Origin of the sequence: Coleofasciculus sp. (assembly GCF_046565525.1) — a bacterium.
In the GTDB taxonomy this organism is placed as follows: Bacteria; Cyanobacteriota; Cyanobacteriia; order Cyanobacteriales; family Coleofasciculaceae; genus Coleofasciculus.
In genome coordinates this window covers 35,571-53,856 of record NZ_JBKHUP010000018.1, presented here as the reverse complement: position 1 = coordinate 53,856, position 18,286 = coordinate 35,571, and the positions used below count along the sequence as shown (strand labels likewise).

Below are 18,286 nucleotides of genomic sequence, written 5' to 3'. Positions count from 1 at the left end.
TTAAAATTAGTTATGATCAACAAAAGTTACATTGTTTGTTCCACAGGACGATCAGGCAGCACTCTCTTATGTTCAACGCTAAGCGATCTAGGCTTTTGTGGGAAACCATTGGAGTATTTTCATCCGGCTAAAATTGAAAAGTATATTGCTCAAGATAGTGCCAACGGTTTTCAAGATTACCTTTCTCAAGTACTTCAGAAAGGGACAAGCCAAAATGGAATTTTTGGCATAAAAATTCACTGGGAGCATTTCCGGAATTTTATCAATCTAGCCCGAAAATACTTGGGCTTGAGCAGGCAATCTGATTGGCAAATAATTTCGACTATATTTCCTAATCCTTATTTTATCTATATATGGCGTAGAAATTTAGTCAAACAAGCCGTATCTACTGAAATTGCTTACCAAACGCAAAAATGGGTCAAAACTAACGAAAATCTGATCTCCGAAACGCCAAAAAAAATTAGCTTTTAAACCTCTGAATATCTACAGATATAAGCAGGGAATTGAGGCTCGCAACCAAAAGTGGAAAAAGTTTTTTGCCGAAAATTATGTGGATTTTTCTGAAATTGTATACGAGGATTTTATTCAATCCTTTGAAGAGACAATTCTAGGATTAATAAGTTTCATTGAAATTGATTCTTTGCCTGAGAGCTACGAAATTAAAATGCCGATTAATCGGCATTTTAGTGATATTAATGAGCGCTGGTGTCAATACTATAGTTATATACCAGAGAATTTTTTGAAGCTCTATGGAGAACTTAGAAGTGATGTCAAAAAAATTCTCAAACTTTAAAGGATTAGAAACACCCTAAATCAGAGTATTGTCTAACTTTTTGGGGGATTATTGCCACTATTTACACGATCCGATAGGACTCAAATACTGTTTGTCTCAATTATAGCAACCGCCATAGCGGTTAGGACACATTATTTAATAGAGACGTTCCGGCGGAACGTCTCTACAACAGTTCTTGTTCAGCAAGCTCTAAATAATGACTTTGCCAATCATTAAAACCCCCTGATCTGCTCGCAGATAGGGAACAGACGTACCCTTAAACCCGGTAATAAATGGCTTGTGATGCAACTGCCAATAGCTGGAACTCATATCATTGGCGATCGATTTTAAAGCCCTAAGTTCTTCCACCAGTTCTGTGGCGAGTTCATTAATCCGATTGGCATGATCATAAGCCTGTTGAGTGGCTATCTCAACCTCGTCAGCTAACGTCAAGGGTTGCTTGGGTTTGACGAAAGGCTGTAGCTGTTGTTGTTTTTGCTCTAACTGCGCCTGCAACGCCGCGATCGCATTATCAATTCCTTCAACTACCCCAACTTACTCCGTTCCGCCTTGAGGTGTCACTTCGTTGAAGTTGGGGATTGCATCTTGGCTCCACCTCAGCCCTGAATACCTTAAGCGGCAATCAGTTTTGGTTTCATCACCAGATACATCAGGGACGGCTGAAATACGCCCCGTACTCTCCCACTCTTGGCGAGAGAGCAACACTCTAAGTGCAACATTTCTAGCACCCACTAAATCGGCATGGAGAGTATAACCACATTGCTGACACACAAAAGTTAGACCTTTATTGGGTCTATTTTCTTTAGATGTGTGACCGCAGTGCGGACAAGCCTGAGAAGTGTAATGAGCATCCACTTTAACGGCAAGACTCCCTTTGAGAACAGCTTTGTAGTCAATGAAGCCGTGTAGTTCGGCAAATGACCATTTAGCTCTATTGCTATTAGCCCTGCGTTGTTTCTTGGATGCTTTTTTGCCTTTTTTCTTCTGTCTTGTCCGCTCTCGGATGTGGGTTAAATTCTCCAATCCAATCAAGGTTTCAGGTGTTACCACTTGGTTGGCAATACAGTGATTCGTGTCAGCGATGAACCGTCTCTCCCGTCCAGACAATGCAACCAATCTACGAGTTGCACTACGGGTGCCTCTACGCTGTAAGGACTTTCTCGCTTTTACATAACGAGAAGCCGTATGTCTCACATGAGAGCCACTGAAAAACTGAGTCTTGTTGCGAGTATCTGCTGCAACAGCAATATACCGTTGCCCTACATCCACTCCAACGACTCTATTAATGTCATTGGGGGTCAGGTCTGGTACTTCTAATTCCATACTAACTAGCAGGTAGTAGGTCTTAGTCGGTTTAGAGTACCAAATCTTTCCAGCTCCAATCTTTGCTACTCCAGACTGAATCATTTCTAGATGCTTGGAGTAGCCTTTGTAGCTCACTTTGATGCGACCCGTCGTAGTGGTAATACCCACCTGACCATCTTTAGCGAATGAATAATCTTTCTGGTAGTTTAAGGTGCAGGTTCTGGAAACAAATTTAGGCGGTACATCTAATCCTTTGTACCGCTTAGGAGTGCGACCTGCTTTAATTGCCTCCTCGTTTTGCTTCAACTTTGTTCGCAAAGATTTGTATGTTGCCCCAACCTGTCGGGGAACGTTACAAGCCATCTGAGATGGAAGATTAAACTTTTCGCGAAGTATGTAATACACTTCTTTCTGAATTTTCGTGCCGTTGTATGTTTTACCCATCTCAAAGGCAACACCGGACGTATAATTCAGTGCATCCCTATATGCCAAAGAAGTCACCCGGAGTTGTTCTTTTTGCTCCTGGGTGACTTCTAGTTTTAATTTGGCAGTTAGGACTTGTTGCATAACACTTTCACGAACTTGTTCTATATTAACACTCTCGTGAACTAGCGACAAGTATTTGGATGCCTTCGCCCCTCCGGCATCCCGCTATCCCTCCCCACCCTAAGCATCGTTTGCTGAACGCGCACTCGCTTCGAGGGTGGGGACTCTCGCGAAACTGTTGAATTTACCAGAATACAGGTTTGTCCGTTCTTGAGCAACGACTGGCAGAGCTTCACGCACTTGAGCCGTTACCGCCACGGTTTTGACATCATAGGTTTGGGTAGCAACTTTGGGATATAAACCAATGCAGACAATTGGGATTAACAAGCACAGGGCGACAAATATTTCCCGTGGGTTGGCATCTCCAAAATAATTATCCATTGCCAATTCCGCCTTAGCTGTACCGTAGAACACCTGACGCAGCATGGAGAGTAGATAGATGGGAGTGAGGATTAATCCCACGGCGGCTAGCAGCACCATGACCACTTTAAAGGATGAGTTATAGGCATCGCTAGTAGACATGCCGAGGAAGATAGACAATTCTCCGACAAACCCACTCATTCCCGGTAATGCTAGAGACGCCAGTAGAGGCAATACAATAATCGTCGTTATCCAGGGAATTTGACTGCCAATCATGACTAAGGATATATACCTATCGTTACTGTTGGTTACATTGTATTAAGTTTGGTAAAGGTTTGAGAAGAGGTGAAACACAGATATACCAAATCTTCACGATAAACAGGACTAATACAAAGTTTTCCTTCGACTCAGGTTGGGGAGTGGTTGAGCGAAGTCTTTACAGCATAATGTAAAATTTGTCAACACTTGCATCTGAATGTAGGGTGGCGGAATGTAGAGTAGCGCGATGCCTAAATGTAGGGGCGGGTTTGACTATTATCTTTTTGTGCCTCACCCTGATGTCACTAAACCCGCCCGAACCAAGTTATTTGTTTTCAATCCAAGAAGGTAGTGGACTGACACAGCTAAAATTGTGGGATAGATTGGACGGTTTGATGGGCGCACGTCGGTGCGCCCCTACAATGCTAATGCACCAATTAAGGTGTACCAAGCCAATAGGAGGTTGTTAGATAGGAATGCTAAAGAAGCTGATTCTTAAAAATTGGAAAAGTTTTAAGTATGCGGAATTACCAATTGATCCGCTGACGGTTTTGATTGGGGCGAATGCGAGTGGGAAGTCTAACATTGTTGATGCACTTGAATTTTTAAATCGAATTGCATCCAATCTCCAAATTAAAACAGCTTTAGAAGGCGATCGCTTAATTCCACCAATTCGGGGTGGTGTTGAGTGGGCGGCACGAAAAGCCGAAGAACGAGAAAAACAATTCACGTTGAGTATGTTGGTTATAAATAAAAAAAATACAAATGAAGATTACTCCTATAGTATTACTGTAGGAACTTCGCCATACGTGAGATTATTAGACAACTCTTATGCCTCATCTTATTCATAAAAGGTTCGATTTTGAGTCTGACAGCAGATATTCTCAGGACGTTGTTGCAGGTGTAGAATTAGTTTGGAAAACGCTTGATAATATTTTTATTCTAAATCCTGATATTTCACGGATGCGAAACTATTCAAGGCTTTCTGACCGATTTGAAAGCGATGCATCTAATATCGCTGGTGTACTAGCAGCATTATCAGATGAAAAGAAACAGGAGTTTGACTCAACTGTTGAGACATACTTAAGGCATTTACCAGAAGGCGATATTCAGAGAGTATGGGCAGAACCTGTGGGTCGGTTTGGAAATGATGCTATGCTTTACTGTCAAGAAGAATGGCATCCATGGGACATCACAGTCGTTGATGCGTGGGGCATGTCTGATGGAACGTTGCGCTTTTTAGCTATCATGACAGCACTATTGACGCGACCAGAAGGCAGTCAACTGGTAATTGAAGAAGTCGATAACGGACTCCATCCGTCGCGTGTTGGTTTACTTCTAAAAATGCTTAAAGAAATTGGGGAAAAGCGCAAAATTGATATATTAGTGACAACTCATAACCCCGCTTTACTTGATGCCCTTGACCCAGAGATGATGCCGTTTGTGATTTTGGCATATCGAGATGCTGAAACCGGAGAAAGCCAATTGACACCTGTGGAAGATATTGAGAATTTCCCGAAACTATACGCCTCGGCTTCCTTAGGTAAACTCACATCAAAGGGAGCGATTGAACGAAGTATTTCTCGTAAGCCGTAGTTTTAGGTATGAGAGATGAGGGACTCAAGTCTTATGAACCCATTCCTCCTGTTTCTCGTCCTAAACGCCGCAGCAGTCGGTAACGATAACCTTAATTGATCAGGTAGCACAGCGTTAATACGTCAAGCAAATCCCACTAGACAGGCATCTCATTTTAGCCGTAAATTATACATATTCTCAAGCCGCGATCGCGTTGAACTATTTCTCAACTGAGTCTAAGCCAAATGCCATGGTTTTCCCGTAGCAGCAAGTAATTCTTTTTGATTCCAAGACATGACACAAGCCGGATTAGACGCATCGGGTTGACATAAATAAATCTCGTGTCCCGGATATCCGATAACCTGCAAACCACTCGAACGTAACATTGCTTCAATCCCTGCATGATTAGGAATCCACCAATTCGTAGGATCACCAGCAAAGTGATGTTCAATAAACGCCATTTTGGGCCACCCCGGTTGATTTAAAGCATCGCGATCATTAATTTGGCGATCGCCTGTATCCTGGAAAATATCTTCACCGGGTAAGCTAAGGGTTTGGAATACCAACAAGCGTTTAACCGTCTGTGCCACAATATCTAGGGCAAGTAAGGGATAGCGTAGGTGATAGAAAACCCCCATAAACAAAACTAGGTCAAAGGTTTCCTCAATGTGAGCTAAGTCATAAACTTGCATTTGCTTAAACTCAACCCGATCCGCTAAGTCAAATTGCTTAAGCGCCCATTGAGCTTGTGCCAGATAATGGACATCATGGTCAATCCCGGTTACTATTGCACCACGACGGGCAAGTTCAAAACTATAGAATCCAGCATTACAGCCAATATCCAAAACCCGCCAGCCGTCTAATTTTTCCGGTAGGTGGGGGGCAAGTTGCTGCCATTTAAACGCCGGAAAATCACCCAGGAAATGATTGGGTGCGGTTTGAGTGCCATTGGGGAGATGGAGGTTGTGGAACCAAGGGGCGAGTTGTGCGATCGCGTCTGGTAAATTTTCCGATTTAGGGGGATTGATCATCCAATACTAGGCTATCTTCATAACTGATAACCCTATCAAACCTATCTAGATTCCTGTCATCCCTCATGAGTCAGAGAAATCTGAAGATTTGATCATCTCGCTGCCATAATATACTGTTCTAATTCTAAGGCGCGATGAGCAGCCGTATGTTCTGCTAGGACGCGCTTACGGGCGCGAAGACCAATAGCACGACGTTCTGAGTCAGGTATTTCCCGCAAATAGTTGAGAACGTCTTCTGGAGAGGAAGCCACCAGGATTTCCTTGTCAATCTCAAAAATCGTCTCCAATCCTTGCCAATAATCGCTGATAATCGGCGTTCCACAAGCCGCCGCTTCAAACAGACGCACACTGGGGGAATATCCCGCCCGCACCATATCCGCTCTGGTAATATTCAACGTAAACTGCTGGGCATTATAAAAGCGTTGATGTTCAGCCGGTGGGAGATGTTCAATGCGCTCCACATTACTCGACCACTGAATTGTATAGGGATATTGAGGACCTGCAACCACAAAGCGCCCTTCTCCCCACTGACGGGCGGGTTCTAAGAGTAAGCGTTCTAAGGGCGGTTGTCGGTCATCACTGTAAGTACCCATATACCCCAGATTCCAGGTTTGATCGCATTCCTGTGGATAATACAAGCTTGGGTCAACTGAACAATAGAGGGCTTTTGCCTTATGCGCCCCGTACTCCTGTTCCAGACGCTGTAGGGTTGAACCCCCTGTGAAGGATAAGTATAGGTTGTATTGAGGAATTAAGTCAGGTGAGAGATATTCTGTATCTCCCCGTTCCAACTTGGCGAGGGTAACGGGCGTATCGATATCGTAGAATGCTGTAACTCTCTGTGCTGTTGCGGTTACCCATTCCCCTACGGCGACACCTTCTGGCACATAAGACCCCACCATGACAAAATCAGCATCTTGTACTGTTTGGGTAAAGCTATCTTTGAGTTCGTCAAGATTGGCATAAAGCTGGGTGTGACCATGAGGCGGATTGGGAAGGTCTCGGTTAGTTGCATACCACGGTACATCCCTCTCTAAAAATAGAACATCGTGACCTCGTGTGACCAGTTCGCGCACCAGTCCCCGGTAGGTTGTCGCGTGTCCGTTTCCCCACGAGGAGGTAATGGATAATCCTAGGATGACGATTTTCATTGATTATTTAATAGGGCTGTCCGCTATAGGAGTTCACTTGATTTTAAAAAGGCTATATACTAGATTTAAACTATATTACTCTAAATTGAGCGGCAATACAGGCTAAAAGTTTGGGTAAACAGCCAACCGAATGAATTATTTTTTTTTAAAGACAAAACAAGCTCTAGAGAATTATATAAACAATGGATACTTTGAGAGTTGAGTATTTAGTCTCTATCGAAAAACAAGGTGCTTTTTGTGAAAATATTGAAGCTTTAAAGCATTTGTTAAAAGCTAATTCTGAATTTAGTGTAGAAAACAATGAAATTAAATATAGGGAAATAATTGTTTATTACGACATTCAAGTCAGGGAATTAAAAAACGAAAGATTTTTCCATTTAAGGTTTAATTATAATTGGGAAAATAAACTTGAAGATCATTTAAATGATTACAGTCAATTTCTCAAAAGTATTAGAACAGTATTTCATGCTTTGCCTATACAACTTAATTGCCTGTGGGATGATATTTCGGCTTACTATTCGCTCCAAGCATATCCCCTGATCCATGAGATAGAAAATCTTATGCGAAAGTTGCTGACTAAATTTATGATTACCAATGTAGGAGTTAATTGGGAAAAGGAAACTTTGCCCAAAGAGATAAAATCAGTTATTGAAACTACTAAAGCTATAGCTAGGAAGGAATCGAATAATTTTTTATATGAAGTTGATTTCATTCATTTATCGGATTTTTTGTTTAAACCTTATCATAATCAACCTATTGACGAACTTTACCATAAAATTAAAAAAGCTAAACGTCCTGAAGATTTAAGTATTGATGAACTAAACAATTTTATTCCTAAATCAAATTGGCAAAGATATTTTTCAGACTTAGTTGAGTATGAAGATAGTCAGTTACAAAAGAAATGGGAAGAGCTTTATCAATTAAGATGTAAAGTCGCGCACAATAATACAATTACAAGAGATGAATTTATAAAAATTGAATCTCTTGTTAGTGAATTAAAGGAAAAACTACAAACTGCCGTTGATAAACTTGATGAAATTGAGATATCAGAAGAGGAAAAAAAACAATTGCGGAAAATGTCACTGTTAACAATAAAGTTCTGAAAGCACGAATTATTAACACCTTAAAAGTTGCTGGATCTGAAGCCGTGAAAGAGTTAAGAGGAAATAACATGTATTTAAATTTAGCGCTTGCTGCTATTCAGGGCTGGCAATCAGAAGAGAATACACCACCAGACAAATCTTGAAACGCGATGAGTGCTATTGGGAACAGAATTTTACGGTACTTTCTTAACCGTTGTGGAAAAGTGCCACGTAATTATTTGAAGTTGTTAATGAGCTAATCAGTTATCTAACTCTAGGGAAAGCTACTTCATCAACTCTGGTCTTTTCTCGTAAAATTCAATTGCTAGTTTACCTATAGCTTTTGTGCTAAACCAATCGAAACCAAATCCTGTAACAGCACTTAGAGATTGTTCATCAACAATTTTTGTGGCAATCTCTTTTTTAGATAACTTTGGATTGGCTGAACGAATATTATCTACATAATCTATGACTTTATCGGGAGATGTTTTAACAATCGAATCTATAGCTTGATTGAGAAAATTTAATAAGTTTGTCAAATCCATGTTAGTGACCGAAGATAACTTATAGGTTGCTTGTCACAATGTTTACCAGGCAAAATAAGCAAACATTATTCCCCTTTATCATCCTCTATCCAAAAGGTAAAATTCTGTAAAGAAATGGCAAATCTGGATGAAGAGTTGATGAAGATTTAGCGCTCGCGCCTCCAATAGTGGACGTGACCGCTCCTGTACCTGAAATATTAGTACATAAGTACAGTTAATTGACGTAGATCAGCTCATGAGGATTGGAAGCGCATTTCTGGTATAGCAGTAGACACATCGATTAAGACAAACGAACTGTTGTAGAGACGTTCCGCCGGAACGTCTCTACTAAATGATGTGTCCTAACAGCTATGGCGGTTGCTATACTAAGTCTTATCATCGATTTCTCGAAGTATCGACACAGAAACAGTTAATCCCTGTTTCAGCAAGGTTTCCAGGTATTCATTAACCGATTTGGGTGGATTTTTGAGTCGCTTCCGACATATCTGTGCTGCCTCAGCAACCTTGCCTGGTCTCAAATCAATCAAATCAGAGATGAAATCATCAGGATGCTGGGCTTCAATTTCATATTGATTGAGTGTAGATTCAGGGAAATCTGAAAGGTTAAATGTCACGATTACATTTACACTTCCTTTAATTGCTGCTGCCAAGATATGTCGATCATCTGGATCAGGCAATTGAAGGGAGGGAATTAAGTCTTCATAATTCGTGATTAGGCAATCACGAACACAGCTATTCATTAACTCTTGGGTGCGAGTAAGTTGCTCCAGCGTTAAATCAGGGCGATTTTTAAGAACGTTACGGCTCCATTCCTCTTGAATGGCATTTGTCCAGCGAGCTCTGAAGAGGTCAGTCAGCGCTAACTGCATCAGCAGATCTCGCAGTGGAGCTGGGTATAGGACGCACGAATCGTAGAGGACTGTGAAGTTGGATGTCATACGTCACTCATAGCCCATATTCAACTCTTGAGCCTGAGCAGCGAGTTCATCAAGGGCGTGCATCCGTTGACTATCAATCTGTTCTTTATAGTTCATCAAGTCTGCAAAGCGGATGCGGCGGTGTCGTCCCACTTTGCGATAGGGAATTTCACCGGATGAGAGCAATTTCACTAGGAAGGGACGCGAAACATTAAGGATGTCTGCTGCTTCCTGAGTTGTAAGTTCTGCATGGATAGGAATTAGGGAGATGGCATTTCCCTGAGCCATTTGTGACAGGATGTCTATAAGCAAATGAAAGGCAGCAGCAGGAATAACAACATCTTGCTCACTGCCGTCATCTTCAACAATTTTGAGACGATGGGTAGCACTGTCAGGGGTAATATGAGAAGCAAGGATGCGACTACTCTGTTGAGAGTGCCTGGTGTCGGATTCTGTGGGAATAAAAGGTTTGCCGTAAGCAGTAGCAATCGCCATGGGAAGTCCTCCAGATGTTGAGGTAAGCCTGAGTTCAAGCTAGAGATAGCCTTTGGGTTCACTAATACTACTATAGACAGCCAACGAATTAAACGCAATTATCGAAATAAGTGAAAAGACTGTAGCCACGATGATGAGCGACTGCACAGATGAGAAAATCAGTATTTGAACCTTGAATACCATGACGGCGACAGGTGTTGAAAAATTCTGCGGCTAGTTCATAGTCTTTCGTGGTTATCTCCAAGTCTGGAAAAGCACGAAGATAGTCTCGTAATTTAACGAACTGTTCCGTGTAGCGAATTCCAGAAAGCACTTCTTGACGAATTGCTCCCAGTAAAACGACTCGTCCATCTGCAATCAACTCTCGCAGCACATTAACGATAGAAGTCCTATCGTCTGGTGTGTTGCGCCGCAATGCAAGTGACCAAACGGAGGTGTCAACAATAACGTTCATCTTATTTGTCTTTGTTGCTTATAATCATAATTTTCTTCATAATCTATAGTTCCAAATAACTCCAAAAGTTTCAGTTGTTTGCGGCGTTGAATATATTCACGTAAAGCTGCTTCAATTACCAAATCTGCTGTTGAATGATCGCACAAAGCAAGAGCTTTTTCAAGAAGTTTTTCGTCAATTTTAAGGTTAGTTATCATTTATTTTTATCGTGCAATTTAACTATGACAACATATTTAATTATAAGGCATAGGGCAGAGAAAGCCAGACTATATCCTAACCTACATCTACTCTCTTGTACTTAAGCTCAATGTTGCTGATTTAAGGCTGGTGGGCATTGCCCACCCTACAATTGGGTTTGCCCTTGAATGATTTGTTTTGTAGCTAAAGCTTATCAAGAATTAGTTTTTCGGGAATCAAAGCCGGAAAATAGGATGGCTTCTAGTTGTTCAGCCCGATGTGCGTAGGTGTGTTCAGCCAAAACGCGCTGACGAGCCGCCTCACCAATTTTATTGGCTTTCTCCGGGCTCAGTTGGCGCAAAATTTCAGCAACTTCATCACCATTTTCAGCAACAAGAATTTCCCGCTCCGGTTCCAGAAATAGCTCTATCCCTTTCCAGAAATCGGTAATGATACAAGCCCCCGCCCCCGCTGCTTCAAACACTCGCGTGGCTGGAAAAAACCCATAGCGTGCCATGCTTTCACGACTAATATTTAAAACGGCTTTGGGGGTACAGTTAAAGCCATTGTGATCATGAGTATAAATATGTCCCAGATAATTAACATTGATTGGCATTTGTTTACTCCTCCAACCATTACCGCCTAAGATGAATTTATAGTCAGGGAGTTGAGCCGCTGCCCGAAAGAAAAATTCCTCAACACGAGTCTCTCGGTCTGGCATTCGGTTCCCTAAGAAACCTAGGTCACCCGCAAATCGAGAGTCAGGAGAAACGGGGTAGTGAGTGGTGGCATCAAGGGCATTGTAAATCGGGATACATTTACGCGCTCCCAAGGCTTTATAAGCGTTGATAACGGGTTCGCCGCCACCGTAGGTGAGGATGAGGTCATAGTTGGGAATTAGAGGGCGGAAAGGGTCAGCAGAGTTGTTTTGCACCCGGTCAAGGGTGGCTGGTGCATCTACATCCCAAAATGCGACGAGGGCGTCGGGTTTTTTGATGTCTAAAACAGCCGCTTCTAACTGTTCGTCAAAGACGCCAATCCCACTGGCTTTGACTATTAAGTCGGCGCTGCTGGCATCTTCAAGGGCGCGGTTGACTCCCTGATTACCGTTTGCTGAGTATACGACAACCTTCGCCCAATCTGGGTCAGGAATATCACGGTGCTTTTGGCGCTCATAAGCGTCGGGTTCGTAGAAGGTAATCTGATGTCCGCGCTCGTGTAAGGCTCGGATAATACCGCGATAGTAGGTGGCTGCACCGTTCCAGTAAGCGGATACTAAGCTGGAGCCGAAAAAGGCGATGTTAATCTTTTTTGTCATATTAAGTTGATTGAACCTTTACTACGGGAGGCAGAGCCTCCTCAGGAGCATTCCTAGGCAGAGCCTAGGAACGAGGCTATATGGAATGCAGTGTGGTGTAAATGTCCAGGAGTTCATCCACGCGATGAGCGCAGGTATGTCGCTCTAGGATGGTACGGCGTCCGTTTTGGGCAAGGTTTTGTGCTATATCTGGGTCGTGAAGTACGTCTTTTAAGTGTTGCTGCATTTCCTCACCCGTGTGAGCGATGAGAAAATCTTGTCCGGGTGTAAATAAACCCTCTACATCGTCCCACGGTGCTGAAATCAGGGGAATCCCACAGGCGAGGGCTTCAAAGACGCGAATTGTGGGAATACCAGGGAGGATTTGGGTATAGAAGCGTCGCGGAACGTGTATGGTAACGCGAAAACGAGCAAAGACTTGCGGCACTTCGTAATTCGGCAACCATTCCCCATAATCAATTCCTGCGGCGTTGAGGGATGCGATCGCGTCTTTAGGATAGCGTACTCCATGTACCTTTGCTTTTATTCCTAACGCCTTGATGGGTTCAATCAGAAACTCGTATAACTCAGCCGTTCGTTCTTCATCTCCCCAATTGCCAATCCAGACTAAATCGCCGACTGATTCAACCCCTGTAATTGGGTGGAAAATACGAGTATCGGCGGCTTCGTGCCATGTCCAAGCCTGTTTTGTCCAGCCCTCGGTTAAATAAATGTCGCGGATAATACTGCCAAATGCTAGGACTCCATCATAATTAGAAAGATTATAGGCTGCCATACTCGTGCGATCGCTCACTGACCGATGATGAGTATCGTGAAATAACAGCCGATAGCCACCTACCTTGTCTCGATGTTCGCCAATCCTAGCCACGAACTCCCGGTTATTCCATTCGTGGACAATGACTAAATCTGCACCATCGAGCACCTTATCCAAGTCCAGGGTGTCCTGATGATAACGGATACTCTCTAAACCCGGATAAATGGCTTTGAATTGGGCAATGGGTGCATCCCCATGTTCGGCTAAGAGATTTTGGAGACTCCAAGCATCATGGGGTTCATAAACACTAACCTGATGACCGCGCGATCGCAACTCGCTCACAATTCCGCGTAAAAAGTGAGCATTCCCGTGATTCCAGTCAGATAACAGGGAATGACAGAACATAACAATGTGTAAGGGGTTTTGCGTCATTTTTGGTCAATCAAGGCTTGATAGGTGTTTAAATAGCTATTTGCCATGCGTTGGGGTGTGAATTTCAGGGCGCGATCGCGTGCTAAATTTGCTAGTTGACGGCGTTTGGCTGAATCTGTAATTAAACCCTCAATCGCATCTTTCAGGGCGTCTCGATTATCCGGTGGCACAAATACAGCCACATTCTGCCAAATTTCCCGCAAACTGGGAATATCTCCCAATACCAGCGCACATCCTGACAGCGCTGCTTCCAGCACTGATAACCCAAAGGGTTCATATCGTGCAGGTAATACATAAATTGAAGCACGAGCATACCAAAACGCCATTTCCTCAGCAGACAGACGCCCTAACCAACATACAGTCTTTTGATCCGTTTTATTCCTCTTATCCGTCTTATCTATAGCCCCCCTTTTTAAGGAAGGTTGGGGGGATTTATCCTCTGGCTGAGCCTCCCTTTTTAAGCGGAATTTTTGGAATCTATCCCTCTTCTCCATAGCCCCCCTTTTTAAGGAAGGTTGGGGGGATTCTGGATGCTGCTGTTCCCCAGCAATACAAACACACCAAGATAAATCAGGCGCAATATCTTTTAATAGTCCTACATTCTTTGCCTCATCCCACAAACGCCCCGCCGTGAAGATAACGTTTTGTTTCTGGGCTACATAAAACTGATCGGGATTACAACCATTCGGCACAACCTTTCCATCCGCCAATGTACCATAATGTCGCTCAAGCGCCGCCAGCATTGCCGCAGATGGCGCAATCACTTTATCTGCTGATTGTAAACCTTGCCGGACTTGCTCACGGTATTGCTCCCAGCTAGTAGGTGCAGCTTCCCTTTTTACCGCTTCCCACCACGACAAAACACAGGAATGTCCCACCACTAAAACGGGTATCCTCCAAGGTAATGCACCATGAGCATAGCCATTGAGATGCACCACATCCGGCTTCAGCCGTTCTACCAACTCCAGCAACCATTCCCCGGCTTGTTGCACATCATCCCACGGATTATCCATCCACTCCAGCTTAAAATCACTCTGGAATACTGTCACATTAGAAATAGCATCTACGGCGGTGCATTGCTGCGGGGTTAGCGGTGCGCCCATGGTACAGAGGGCGATTTCTATCTCATATTTTCTTAAAGCAGCTGCCAATTCTAACGCATAAGTCCAGACACCGCCGATAGTGTCAGCCGTCATCAAAATGCGTTTTGGTATTGTTAATTTTTGATTACCATGAATCATTTAATTCAGGGAACAGGGAACAGCAGTTTTTGTAGGTTGGGTAGAGCGTAAGCGAAACCCAACGGGCTCTCTCTGAGTTCAATGGCACTGAAAATTTGCATTCTTTTATCATCGAAACCTTTGATATACCGTAGGGTGGGCATCGCCCACCAGCCTTAATTGAGTACCATTCAACCTAAGTCTAACTTCACTGACTTTAGAGTTTGTAGTAAGCGCTGTCTTCGCTTCTAGCACTAAAGTGCTTACTACGAACCTCATTTTTTAGAACTCAGCGGCTCAAATTCCAACTCAGCTAAAGGAAGCGGCTGTTGTTCCTGAATATCGCTAAACTCGGCATAAACATTCAGGTAATATTCATTCGCCCTTTCCCAAGCTTTTTCATCGGGAATACCCCATTTTTTAGTATAGTCAGGAGAACCTGGATAGGGAAACATCGGCACCGGTTTATTTGCCCAAACCCCTGCTTGCTGTAAATGCTGACGCCAAGCGGCAATAGCTTCTAAATCATCAACTTTGCTATCTAACAAATTCCCTTGAACGAATGGAATATGTTTCTTCGCAAAAATCAATAACTTGGTCAGTTCATCGGTAGACAACTTACACTGTTTATCAAGCAGTTCTCGTCCGGCGGGCGAAATACTCTCAACACCTGCTTCTAAGGAAACGCAACCCGCACGCCCCAATAATTCCAACAGAGGTGGCGTCCACAGGTCAATTCGGGTCTGTACGCCAAACTTGACATTTCGCTCAACTAATGCTTTAAGTAAAGTGCGATTGGGTAAGAAAATCTCATCAATAAAATAGACGTATTCCACACCTTGAGCAATTAAACCATCCAATTCTTCGAGAATTATCTCTAGAGGGCGCTTACGATAGCGATCGCGGAAATTGTCTTTAGCGCAGAATGAACAGTGAAAAGGACAACCGCGTGAGGTTTCCATTTCCGCACCAAAACCAATAGGGGGGGCGTCAAAACGGTGGTGATGGTGATGATGCTTCTGGATGGTATCCTTAGACCAGTGTAAGGCTGGCAATCTGTTTATATCCGTTGCATTGAGACTGCCTTGGATGCGGGGTTTATCGCCATCCCAGTAGCAAATCGAGGATACCGTCTGCCAGTCTTGACTTAATTTAGGTAGAATATCCTCGCATTCTCCCAAAACAACACCATCCACCCCTAACTTTTTCAAGGTGGCTGTGGGAGTTGTGGAGGCGTGAGGTCCAACAGCAACCAGGATACCGCCGCAGTCTTTTAAGTCTAAGACAGTTTCTTGGGGAACGCGCAGTTCCGGTGGCGCACAACGCCAGAACAGATAACTCGGCGCTGTTGTGATCACAGTAAAGTCGGGCTGAAACTCTGCCACCTGTTGCTGAATGTCTTGGCGGGAAAGATTATCTAACTGCCCGTCTACAATAATAACCTGATGACCCTCTTGCTCCAGTAGAACCTTGGCATAGCCGTATTCTAATGGCAGGTGAGGTTCCCGACAGCCGAAGTACGTGCTGGCGGTAAATGTCCAGTTTGGGTTAACCAGTGCATATTTCATAACGCAGTTTCTCCGTTCATCGCACAGCAGCAGCTAATGGCTCTCGTTGCAGCAGCCAGTGATAGAGTTTCTCGACGCCTTGGCGAATACTGACTTGCGGTTTCCAACCGGTTGCGGCTTGAAACTTTCTGACATCAGAGACATAATATCGTTGGTCTCCTGAACGCCACTGGTCAAACAGCACCCTGGGCTCTTGACCCTGGACATTGCCAATGAGTTCAATAAATTCCAATAAGCTGGTTGTATTTTCTGAACCCCCACCGATATTAAAGGCTTGACCGGTCAGGGTATCGATATTTGCCTGCGCTAGCAAAAAGGCATCAATTAAGTCTTCCACAAATAGCACGTCGCGTACCTGAAGCCCATCTCCATACAACGTTATAGACTGGTTTTTGAGAGCGCGAATCAAAAAGTGAGCCACCCATCCTTGATCTTCGCAGCCGCACTGATGGGGTCCATAAATACAGCTCATGCGAAAGACAACAGCAGGTAGTCCGAAGGTGCGAGCATAGTCAATAATGTATTGGTCGGCTGTCCCTTTGGAGCAACCGTAGGGACTGTAGAAGCTCAGGGGACGCCCTTCATTAATGCCATTTAAACGAATGAAGCTATCTGTGGGTTCATAGCGGGTACAATTTCGGCGCAGGTGAATGTCCTCTAAACCCCCGTAGACTTTGTTTGTGGAGGTAAAGACGATAGGGGGGGGACTGGGGAGCGATCGCATCTCTTCGAGCAAGTTTAGCGTCCCTAGGGCATTGACCTGAAAGTCTTGGAGGGGGTTTTTCAGACTGGTTGTCACTGCGACTTGTCCGGCTAAATGGAACACCATCCGGGCATTTTGTAGCACCCGCCGTAACAACCAGCGATCGCGTACATCGGCGATTTCAATGTTTACCTTGTCCCCGTGCTGTTGGCGCAACCAGCGCAAATTATTCTCCACACCGGGTCGTGATAGATTATCGAGTAGGACAACAGGTTGACCCGCACTGAGTAACCGATGTGCCAGATTTGTGCCGATAAATCCAGCCCCGCCGGTGATTAAAACCGAAGACTGTCGGATGGGGAATTGGGGATGTTGGTGGGTTTCCCTGGCTTTAAGCTGCCCCATATCTTGCACAGACTCCAATCCACCTGTCGCCCACAAACGGTAAAGCAGTTTTGGTGTGTGATCTTGGCGCACCAGTCCTGTATGGTAGTGTCGCTCATCCACATGAAACCCTTCTTGGGACGGAAGATCCGAGTGCAGGTCATAAAGAGAGTACCAGTACAGGCGATCGACAGGGGCGGCGAGTGCTTGGAGAAATGCCCGCAGTTGCTCGTATTCGTCATGTCTCCAGGTAGAAAATCCTGTTTCCGTAATCCACAATTGCGGCTCTAAATCGTATTGATTCAGAACTGCCTGCACGTTCTGAACATTCACTGACCACTCTTGCCAGTCGAATTCCCAAGTGCCAGGAAAGCCATGAAGACCAATGGCATCAAAAGACGATAATACACCGCGATCGCACATCAAGCGCAGCCAGTTTGGGTCAATAGGAGCCATCCCCGCCAGCACCGTTTTTTTTCCCCGATGCTGCGCCCAATACGCCGCCATATGCATCATGTCGCAGAAGATTCTCCATTCGGGATCGAGCCGCCAGTCACTCCCGGTACTTCCAGAGCAAGTCGGCACGCTTGAACCACATCGCTAACGCTGACAAAATCGCGCAGTTGATAACCGTCTTCAAAAATCAGGGGCGGGTTGTTATTTAAAATCCGCGAGGCAAAAATTGCCAGAACACCAGTATAGGGGTTAGACAGGGCTTGCCTTGTGCCGTAGGTGTTAAAAAACCGCAGCGCCACGGTTTCAATCCCATAAGACTGTCCAATCATCAGGCACATCTGCTCTTGGTCGTATTTAGACAGAGCATACACAGATGCCAACGATGGCTGCTTCGTTTCTGGGGTGGGAATTGGCTGGAGTACCTCACCTTCTTGATTGCGGACGTCCCATTCTCCTGCTTTTAACTGCTCTTGGCTGCGTTCAAGTCCCTTACAGCAGCGACCATCAGGAGTTTGGTAGAGACCTTCACCGTAGATACTCATACTTGATGCCACAATTAGCCGATCAATCGGTCGCTCAATCAGGGCTTCTAGCAATACGGCAGTGCCCAGATTGTTCGTATCGGTGTAGTTGACGATTTCGTACATACTTTGCCCCACACCGACAACGGCGGCAAAATGATAGACTGCATCAATTCCTTTGAGTGCTTTTCGGACTGCCTCTGGGTTGCGTACATCCCCAACAATTAAATTGGTAATAAAA

Annotated in this window: 17 protein-coding genes and 3 pseudogenes; 4 read left to right on the top strand and 16 right to left on the bottom strand. The window is 44.3% G+C overall.

Features of this window, described 5'->3' with window-relative positions; genetic code table 11:
- Positions 1 to 12 precede the first annotated feature (12 nt).
- Together ACLGGO_RS09015 and ACLGGO_RS09010 are read left to right on the top strand one after the other, a co-directional pair.
- A complete protein-coding gene (locus ACLGGO_RS09015; protein WP_446419042.1) occupies positions 13 to 471 on the top strand; it encodes a Stf0 family sulfotransferase in 459 nt (152 codons plus the stop codon).
- 169 nt (positions 472 to 640) lie between these two features.
- Entirely contained in the window at positions 641 to 793 is a 153-nt protein-coding gene (locus ACLGGO_RS09010) for a hypothetical protein (protein WP_446419041.1), read from the top strand.
- Positions 794 to 982: 189 nt separating this feature from the next.
- Here the strand turns inward: ACLGGO_RS09010 and ACLGGO_RS09005 are convergent, their stop codons facing one another.
- The 3 genes and pseudogenes from ACLGGO_RS09005 to ACLGGO_RS08995 form a co-directional block, all read right to left on the bottom strand.
- Positions 983 to 1,288 carry a hypothetical protein gene (locus ACLGGO_RS09005; protein ID WP_446419040.1) on the bottom strand — a complete coding sequence of 102 codons (306 nt, stop codon included), beginning with the start codon at positions 1,286 to 1,288 and terminating at the stop codon, positions 983 to 985.
- Between the two features lie 39 nt (positions 1,289 to 1,327).
- Positions 1,328 to 2,665: an RNA-guided endonuclease InsQ/TnpB family protein gene (locus ACLGGO_RS09000; RefSeq protein ID WP_446419039.1), complete on the bottom strand. Its 1,338-nt coding sequence runs from the start codon at positions 2,663 to 2,665 to the stop codon at positions 1,328 to 1,330.
- Positions 2,666 to 2,764: 99 nt separating this feature from the next.
- Positions 2,765 to 3,229: pseudogene (locus tag ACLGGO_RS08995) on the bottom strand (NAD(P)H-quinone oxidoreductase subunit 4); the annotation flags it as partial.
- Between the two features lie 509 nt (positions 3,230 to 3,738).
- Between ACLGGO_RS08995 and ACLGGO_RS08990 the strand changes: the two are divergent.
- A pseudogene (locus tag ACLGGO_RS08990) lies at positions 3,739 to 4,858 on the top strand (AAA family ATPase).
- A 215-nt stretch (positions 4,859 to 5,073) separates the two neighbouring features.
- Here ACLGGO_RS08990 and ACLGGO_RS08985 read toward each other — a convergent pair.
- Together ACLGGO_RS08985 and ACLGGO_RS08980 are read right to left on the bottom strand one after the other, a co-directional pair.
- Positions 5,074 to 5,868, bottom strand: a complete 795-nt coding sequence (locus ACLGGO_RS08985) for a TIGR04290 family methyltransferase (RefSeq protein WP_446419038.1) — start codon at positions 5,866 to 5,868, stop codon at positions 5,074 to 5,076.
- Between the two features lie 92 nt (positions 5,869 to 5,960).
- Positions 5,961 to 7,019: a CgeB family protein gene (locus tag ACLGGO_RS08980; protein WP_446419037.1), complete on the bottom strand. Its 1,059-nt coding sequence runs from the start codon at positions 7,017 to 7,019 to the stop codon at positions 5,961 to 5,963.
- Positions 7,020 to 7,201: 182 nt separating this feature from the next.
- On the opposite strand from ACLGGO_RS08980, the gene ACLGGO_RS08975 reads away from it, so the two are divergent.
- Positions 7,202 to 8,122 (top strand): hypothetical protein, encoded by a 921-nt coding sequence (locus tag ACLGGO_RS08975; RefSeq protein WP_446419036.1) that lies wholly within the window; start codon positions 7,202 to 7,204, stop codon positions 8,120 to 8,122.
- A 263-nt stretch (positions 8,123 to 8,385) separates the two neighbouring features.
- Here ACLGGO_RS08975 and ACLGGO_RS08970 read toward each other — a convergent pair whose 3' ends face one another.
- The 11 genes and pseudogenes from ACLGGO_RS08970 to ACLGGO_RS08920 all read right to left on the bottom strand — a co-directional run.
- Positions 8,386 to 8,646 carry a hypothetical protein gene (locus ACLGGO_RS08970; protein WP_446419035.1) on the bottom strand — a complete coding sequence of 87 codons (261 nt, stop codon included), beginning with the start codon at positions 8,644 to 8,646 and terminating at the stop codon, positions 8,386 to 8,388.
- A 365-nt stretch (positions 8,647 to 9,011) separates the two neighbouring features.
- Positions 9,012 to 9,584, bottom strand: coding sequence for a PIN domain-containing protein (locus ACLGGO_RS08965; protein ID WP_446419034.1), 573 nt, complete (start codon positions 9,582 to 9,584; stop codon positions 9,012 to 9,014).
- Positions 9,585 to 9,587: 3 nt separating this feature from the next.
- Positions 9,588 to 10,058: a helix-turn-helix domain-containing protein gene (locus ACLGGO_RS08960; RefSeq protein ID WP_446334606.1), complete on the bottom strand. Its 471-nt coding sequence runs from the start codon at positions 10,056 to 10,058 to the stop codon at positions 9,588 to 9,590.
- A gap of 88 nt (positions 10,059 to 10,146) precedes the next feature.
- Complete coding sequence (locus ACLGGO_RS08955) at positions 10,147 to 10,512, bottom strand: PIN domain-containing protein (RefSeq protein WP_446334605.1); 366 nt, start codon at positions 10,510 to 10,512, stop codon at positions 10,147 to 10,149.
- Positions 10,509 to 10,709 (bottom strand): type II toxin-antitoxin system VapB family antitoxin, encoded by a 201-nt coding sequence (locus ACLGGO_RS08950; protein ID WP_446419033.1) that lies wholly within the window; start codon positions 10,707 to 10,709, stop codon positions 10,509 to 10,511. The genes ACLGGO_RS08955 and ACLGGO_RS08950 overlap by 4 nt, the downstream gene beginning before the upstream one ends.
- A gap of 194 nt (positions 10,710 to 10,903) precedes the next feature.
- The gene (locus tag ACLGGO_RS08945; protein ID WP_446419032.1) at positions 10,904 to 12,007 is read right to left on the bottom strand and encodes a CgeB family protein; all 1,104 of its coding nucleotides are present in this window, start codon (positions 12,005 to 12,007) and stop codon (positions 10,904 to 10,906) included.
- A gap of 76 nt (positions 12,008 to 12,083) precedes the next feature.
- A complete protein-coding gene (locus ACLGGO_RS08940; protein WP_446419031.1) occupies positions 12,084 to 13,193 on the bottom strand; it encodes a CgeB family protein in 1,110 nt (369 codons plus the stop codon).
- The gene (locus ACLGGO_RS08935; protein ID WP_446419030.1) at positions 13,190 to 14,389 is read right to left on the bottom strand and encodes a glycosyltransferase family 4 protein; all 1,200 of its coding nucleotides are present in this window, start codon (positions 14,387 to 14,389) and stop codon (positions 13,190 to 13,192) included. Before ACLGGO_RS08935 ends, ACLGGO_RS08940 begins: the two co-directional genes overlap by 4 nt.
- A gap of 299 nt (positions 14,390 to 14,688) precedes the next feature.
- Positions 14,689 to 15,981 carry a TIGR04295 family B12-binding domain-containing radical SAM protein gene (locus ACLGGO_RS08930; protein ID WP_446419029.1) on the bottom strand — a complete coding sequence of 431 codons (1,293 nt, stop codon included), beginning with the start codon at positions 15,979 to 15,981 and terminating at the stop codon, positions 14,689 to 14,691.
- Positions 15,982 to 15,997: 16 nt separating this feature from the next.
- Positions 15,998 to 17,584: a GDP-mannose 4,6-dehydratase gene (locus ACLGGO_RS08925; protein WP_446419028.1), complete on the bottom strand. Its 1,587-nt coding sequence runs from the start codon at positions 17,582 to 17,584 to the stop codon at positions 15,998 to 16,000.
- Positions 17,585 to 17,616: 32 nt separating this feature from the next.
- Positions 17,617 to 18,273 (bottom strand): annotated as a pseudogene (locus tag ACLGGO_RS08920) (NAD-dependent epimerase/dehydratase family protein); the annotation flags it as partial.
- Positions 18,274 to 18,286: the final 13 nt, after the last annotated feature.

Bases quoted from the DNA above. Each gene is read 5' to 3' on its own strand.
- ACLGGO_RS08930 (WP_446419029.1), bottom strand. From the start codon at position 15,981: ATGAAATATGCACTGGTTAACCCAAACTGGACATTTACCGCCAGCACG.
- ACLGGO_RS08985 (WP_446419038.1), bottom strand. From the start codon at position 5,868: ATGATCAATCCCCCTAAATCGGAAAATTTACCAGACGCGATCGCACAA.
- ACLGGO_RS08935 (WP_446419030.1), bottom strand. From the start codon at position 14,389: ATGACGGCTGACACTATCGGCGGTGTCTGGACTTATGCGTTAGAATTG.
- ACLGGO_RS08965 (WP_446419034.1), bottom strand. From the start codon at position 9,584: ATGACATCCAACTTCACAGTCCTCTACGATTCGTGCGTCCTATACCCA.
- ACLGGO_RS09015 (WP_446419042.1), top strand. From the start codon at position 13: ATGATCAACAAAAGTTACATTGTTTGTTCCACAGGACGATCAGGCAGC.
- ACLGGO_RS08980 (WP_446419037.1), bottom strand. From the start codon at position 7,019: ATGAAAATCGTCATCCTAGGATTATCCATTACCTCCTCGTGGGGAAAC.
- ACLGGO_RS08940 (WP_446419031.1), bottom strand. From the start codon at position 13,193: ATGACGCAAAACCCCTTACACATTGTTATGTTCTGTCATTCCCTGTTA.
- ACLGGO_RS08945 (WP_446419032.1), bottom strand. From the start codon at position 12,007: ATGACAAAAAAGATTAACATCGCCTTTTTCGGCTCCAGCTTAGTATCC.
- ACLGGO_RS08950 (WP_446419033.1), bottom strand. From the start codon at position 10,709: ATGATAACTAACCTTAAAATTGACGAAAAACTTCTTGAAAAAGCTCTT.
- ACLGGO_RS08960 (WP_446334606.1), bottom strand. From the start codon at position 10,058: ATGGCGATTGCTACTGCTTACGGCAAACCTTTTATTCCCACAGAATCC.
- ACLGGO_RS08975 (WP_446419036.1), top strand. From the start codon at position 7,202: ATGGATACTTTGAGAGTTGAGTATTTAGTCTCTATCGAAAAACAAGGT.
- ACLGGO_RS08955 (WP_446334605.1), bottom strand. From the start codon at position 10,512: ATGAACGTTATTGTTGACACCTCCGTTTGGTCACTTGCATTGCGGCGC.
- ACLGGO_RS08970 (WP_446419035.1), bottom strand. From the start codon at position 8,646: ATGGATTTGACAAACTTATTAAATTTTCTCAATCAAGCTATAGATTCG.
- ACLGGO_RS08925 (WP_446419028.1), bottom strand. From the start codon at position 17,584: ATGATGCATATGGCGGCGTATTGGGCGCAGCATCGGGGAAAAAAAACG.
- ACLGGO_RS09000 (WP_446419039.1), bottom strand. From the start codon at position 2,665: ATGCAACAAGTCCTAACTGCCAAATTAAAACTAGAAGTCACCCAGGAG.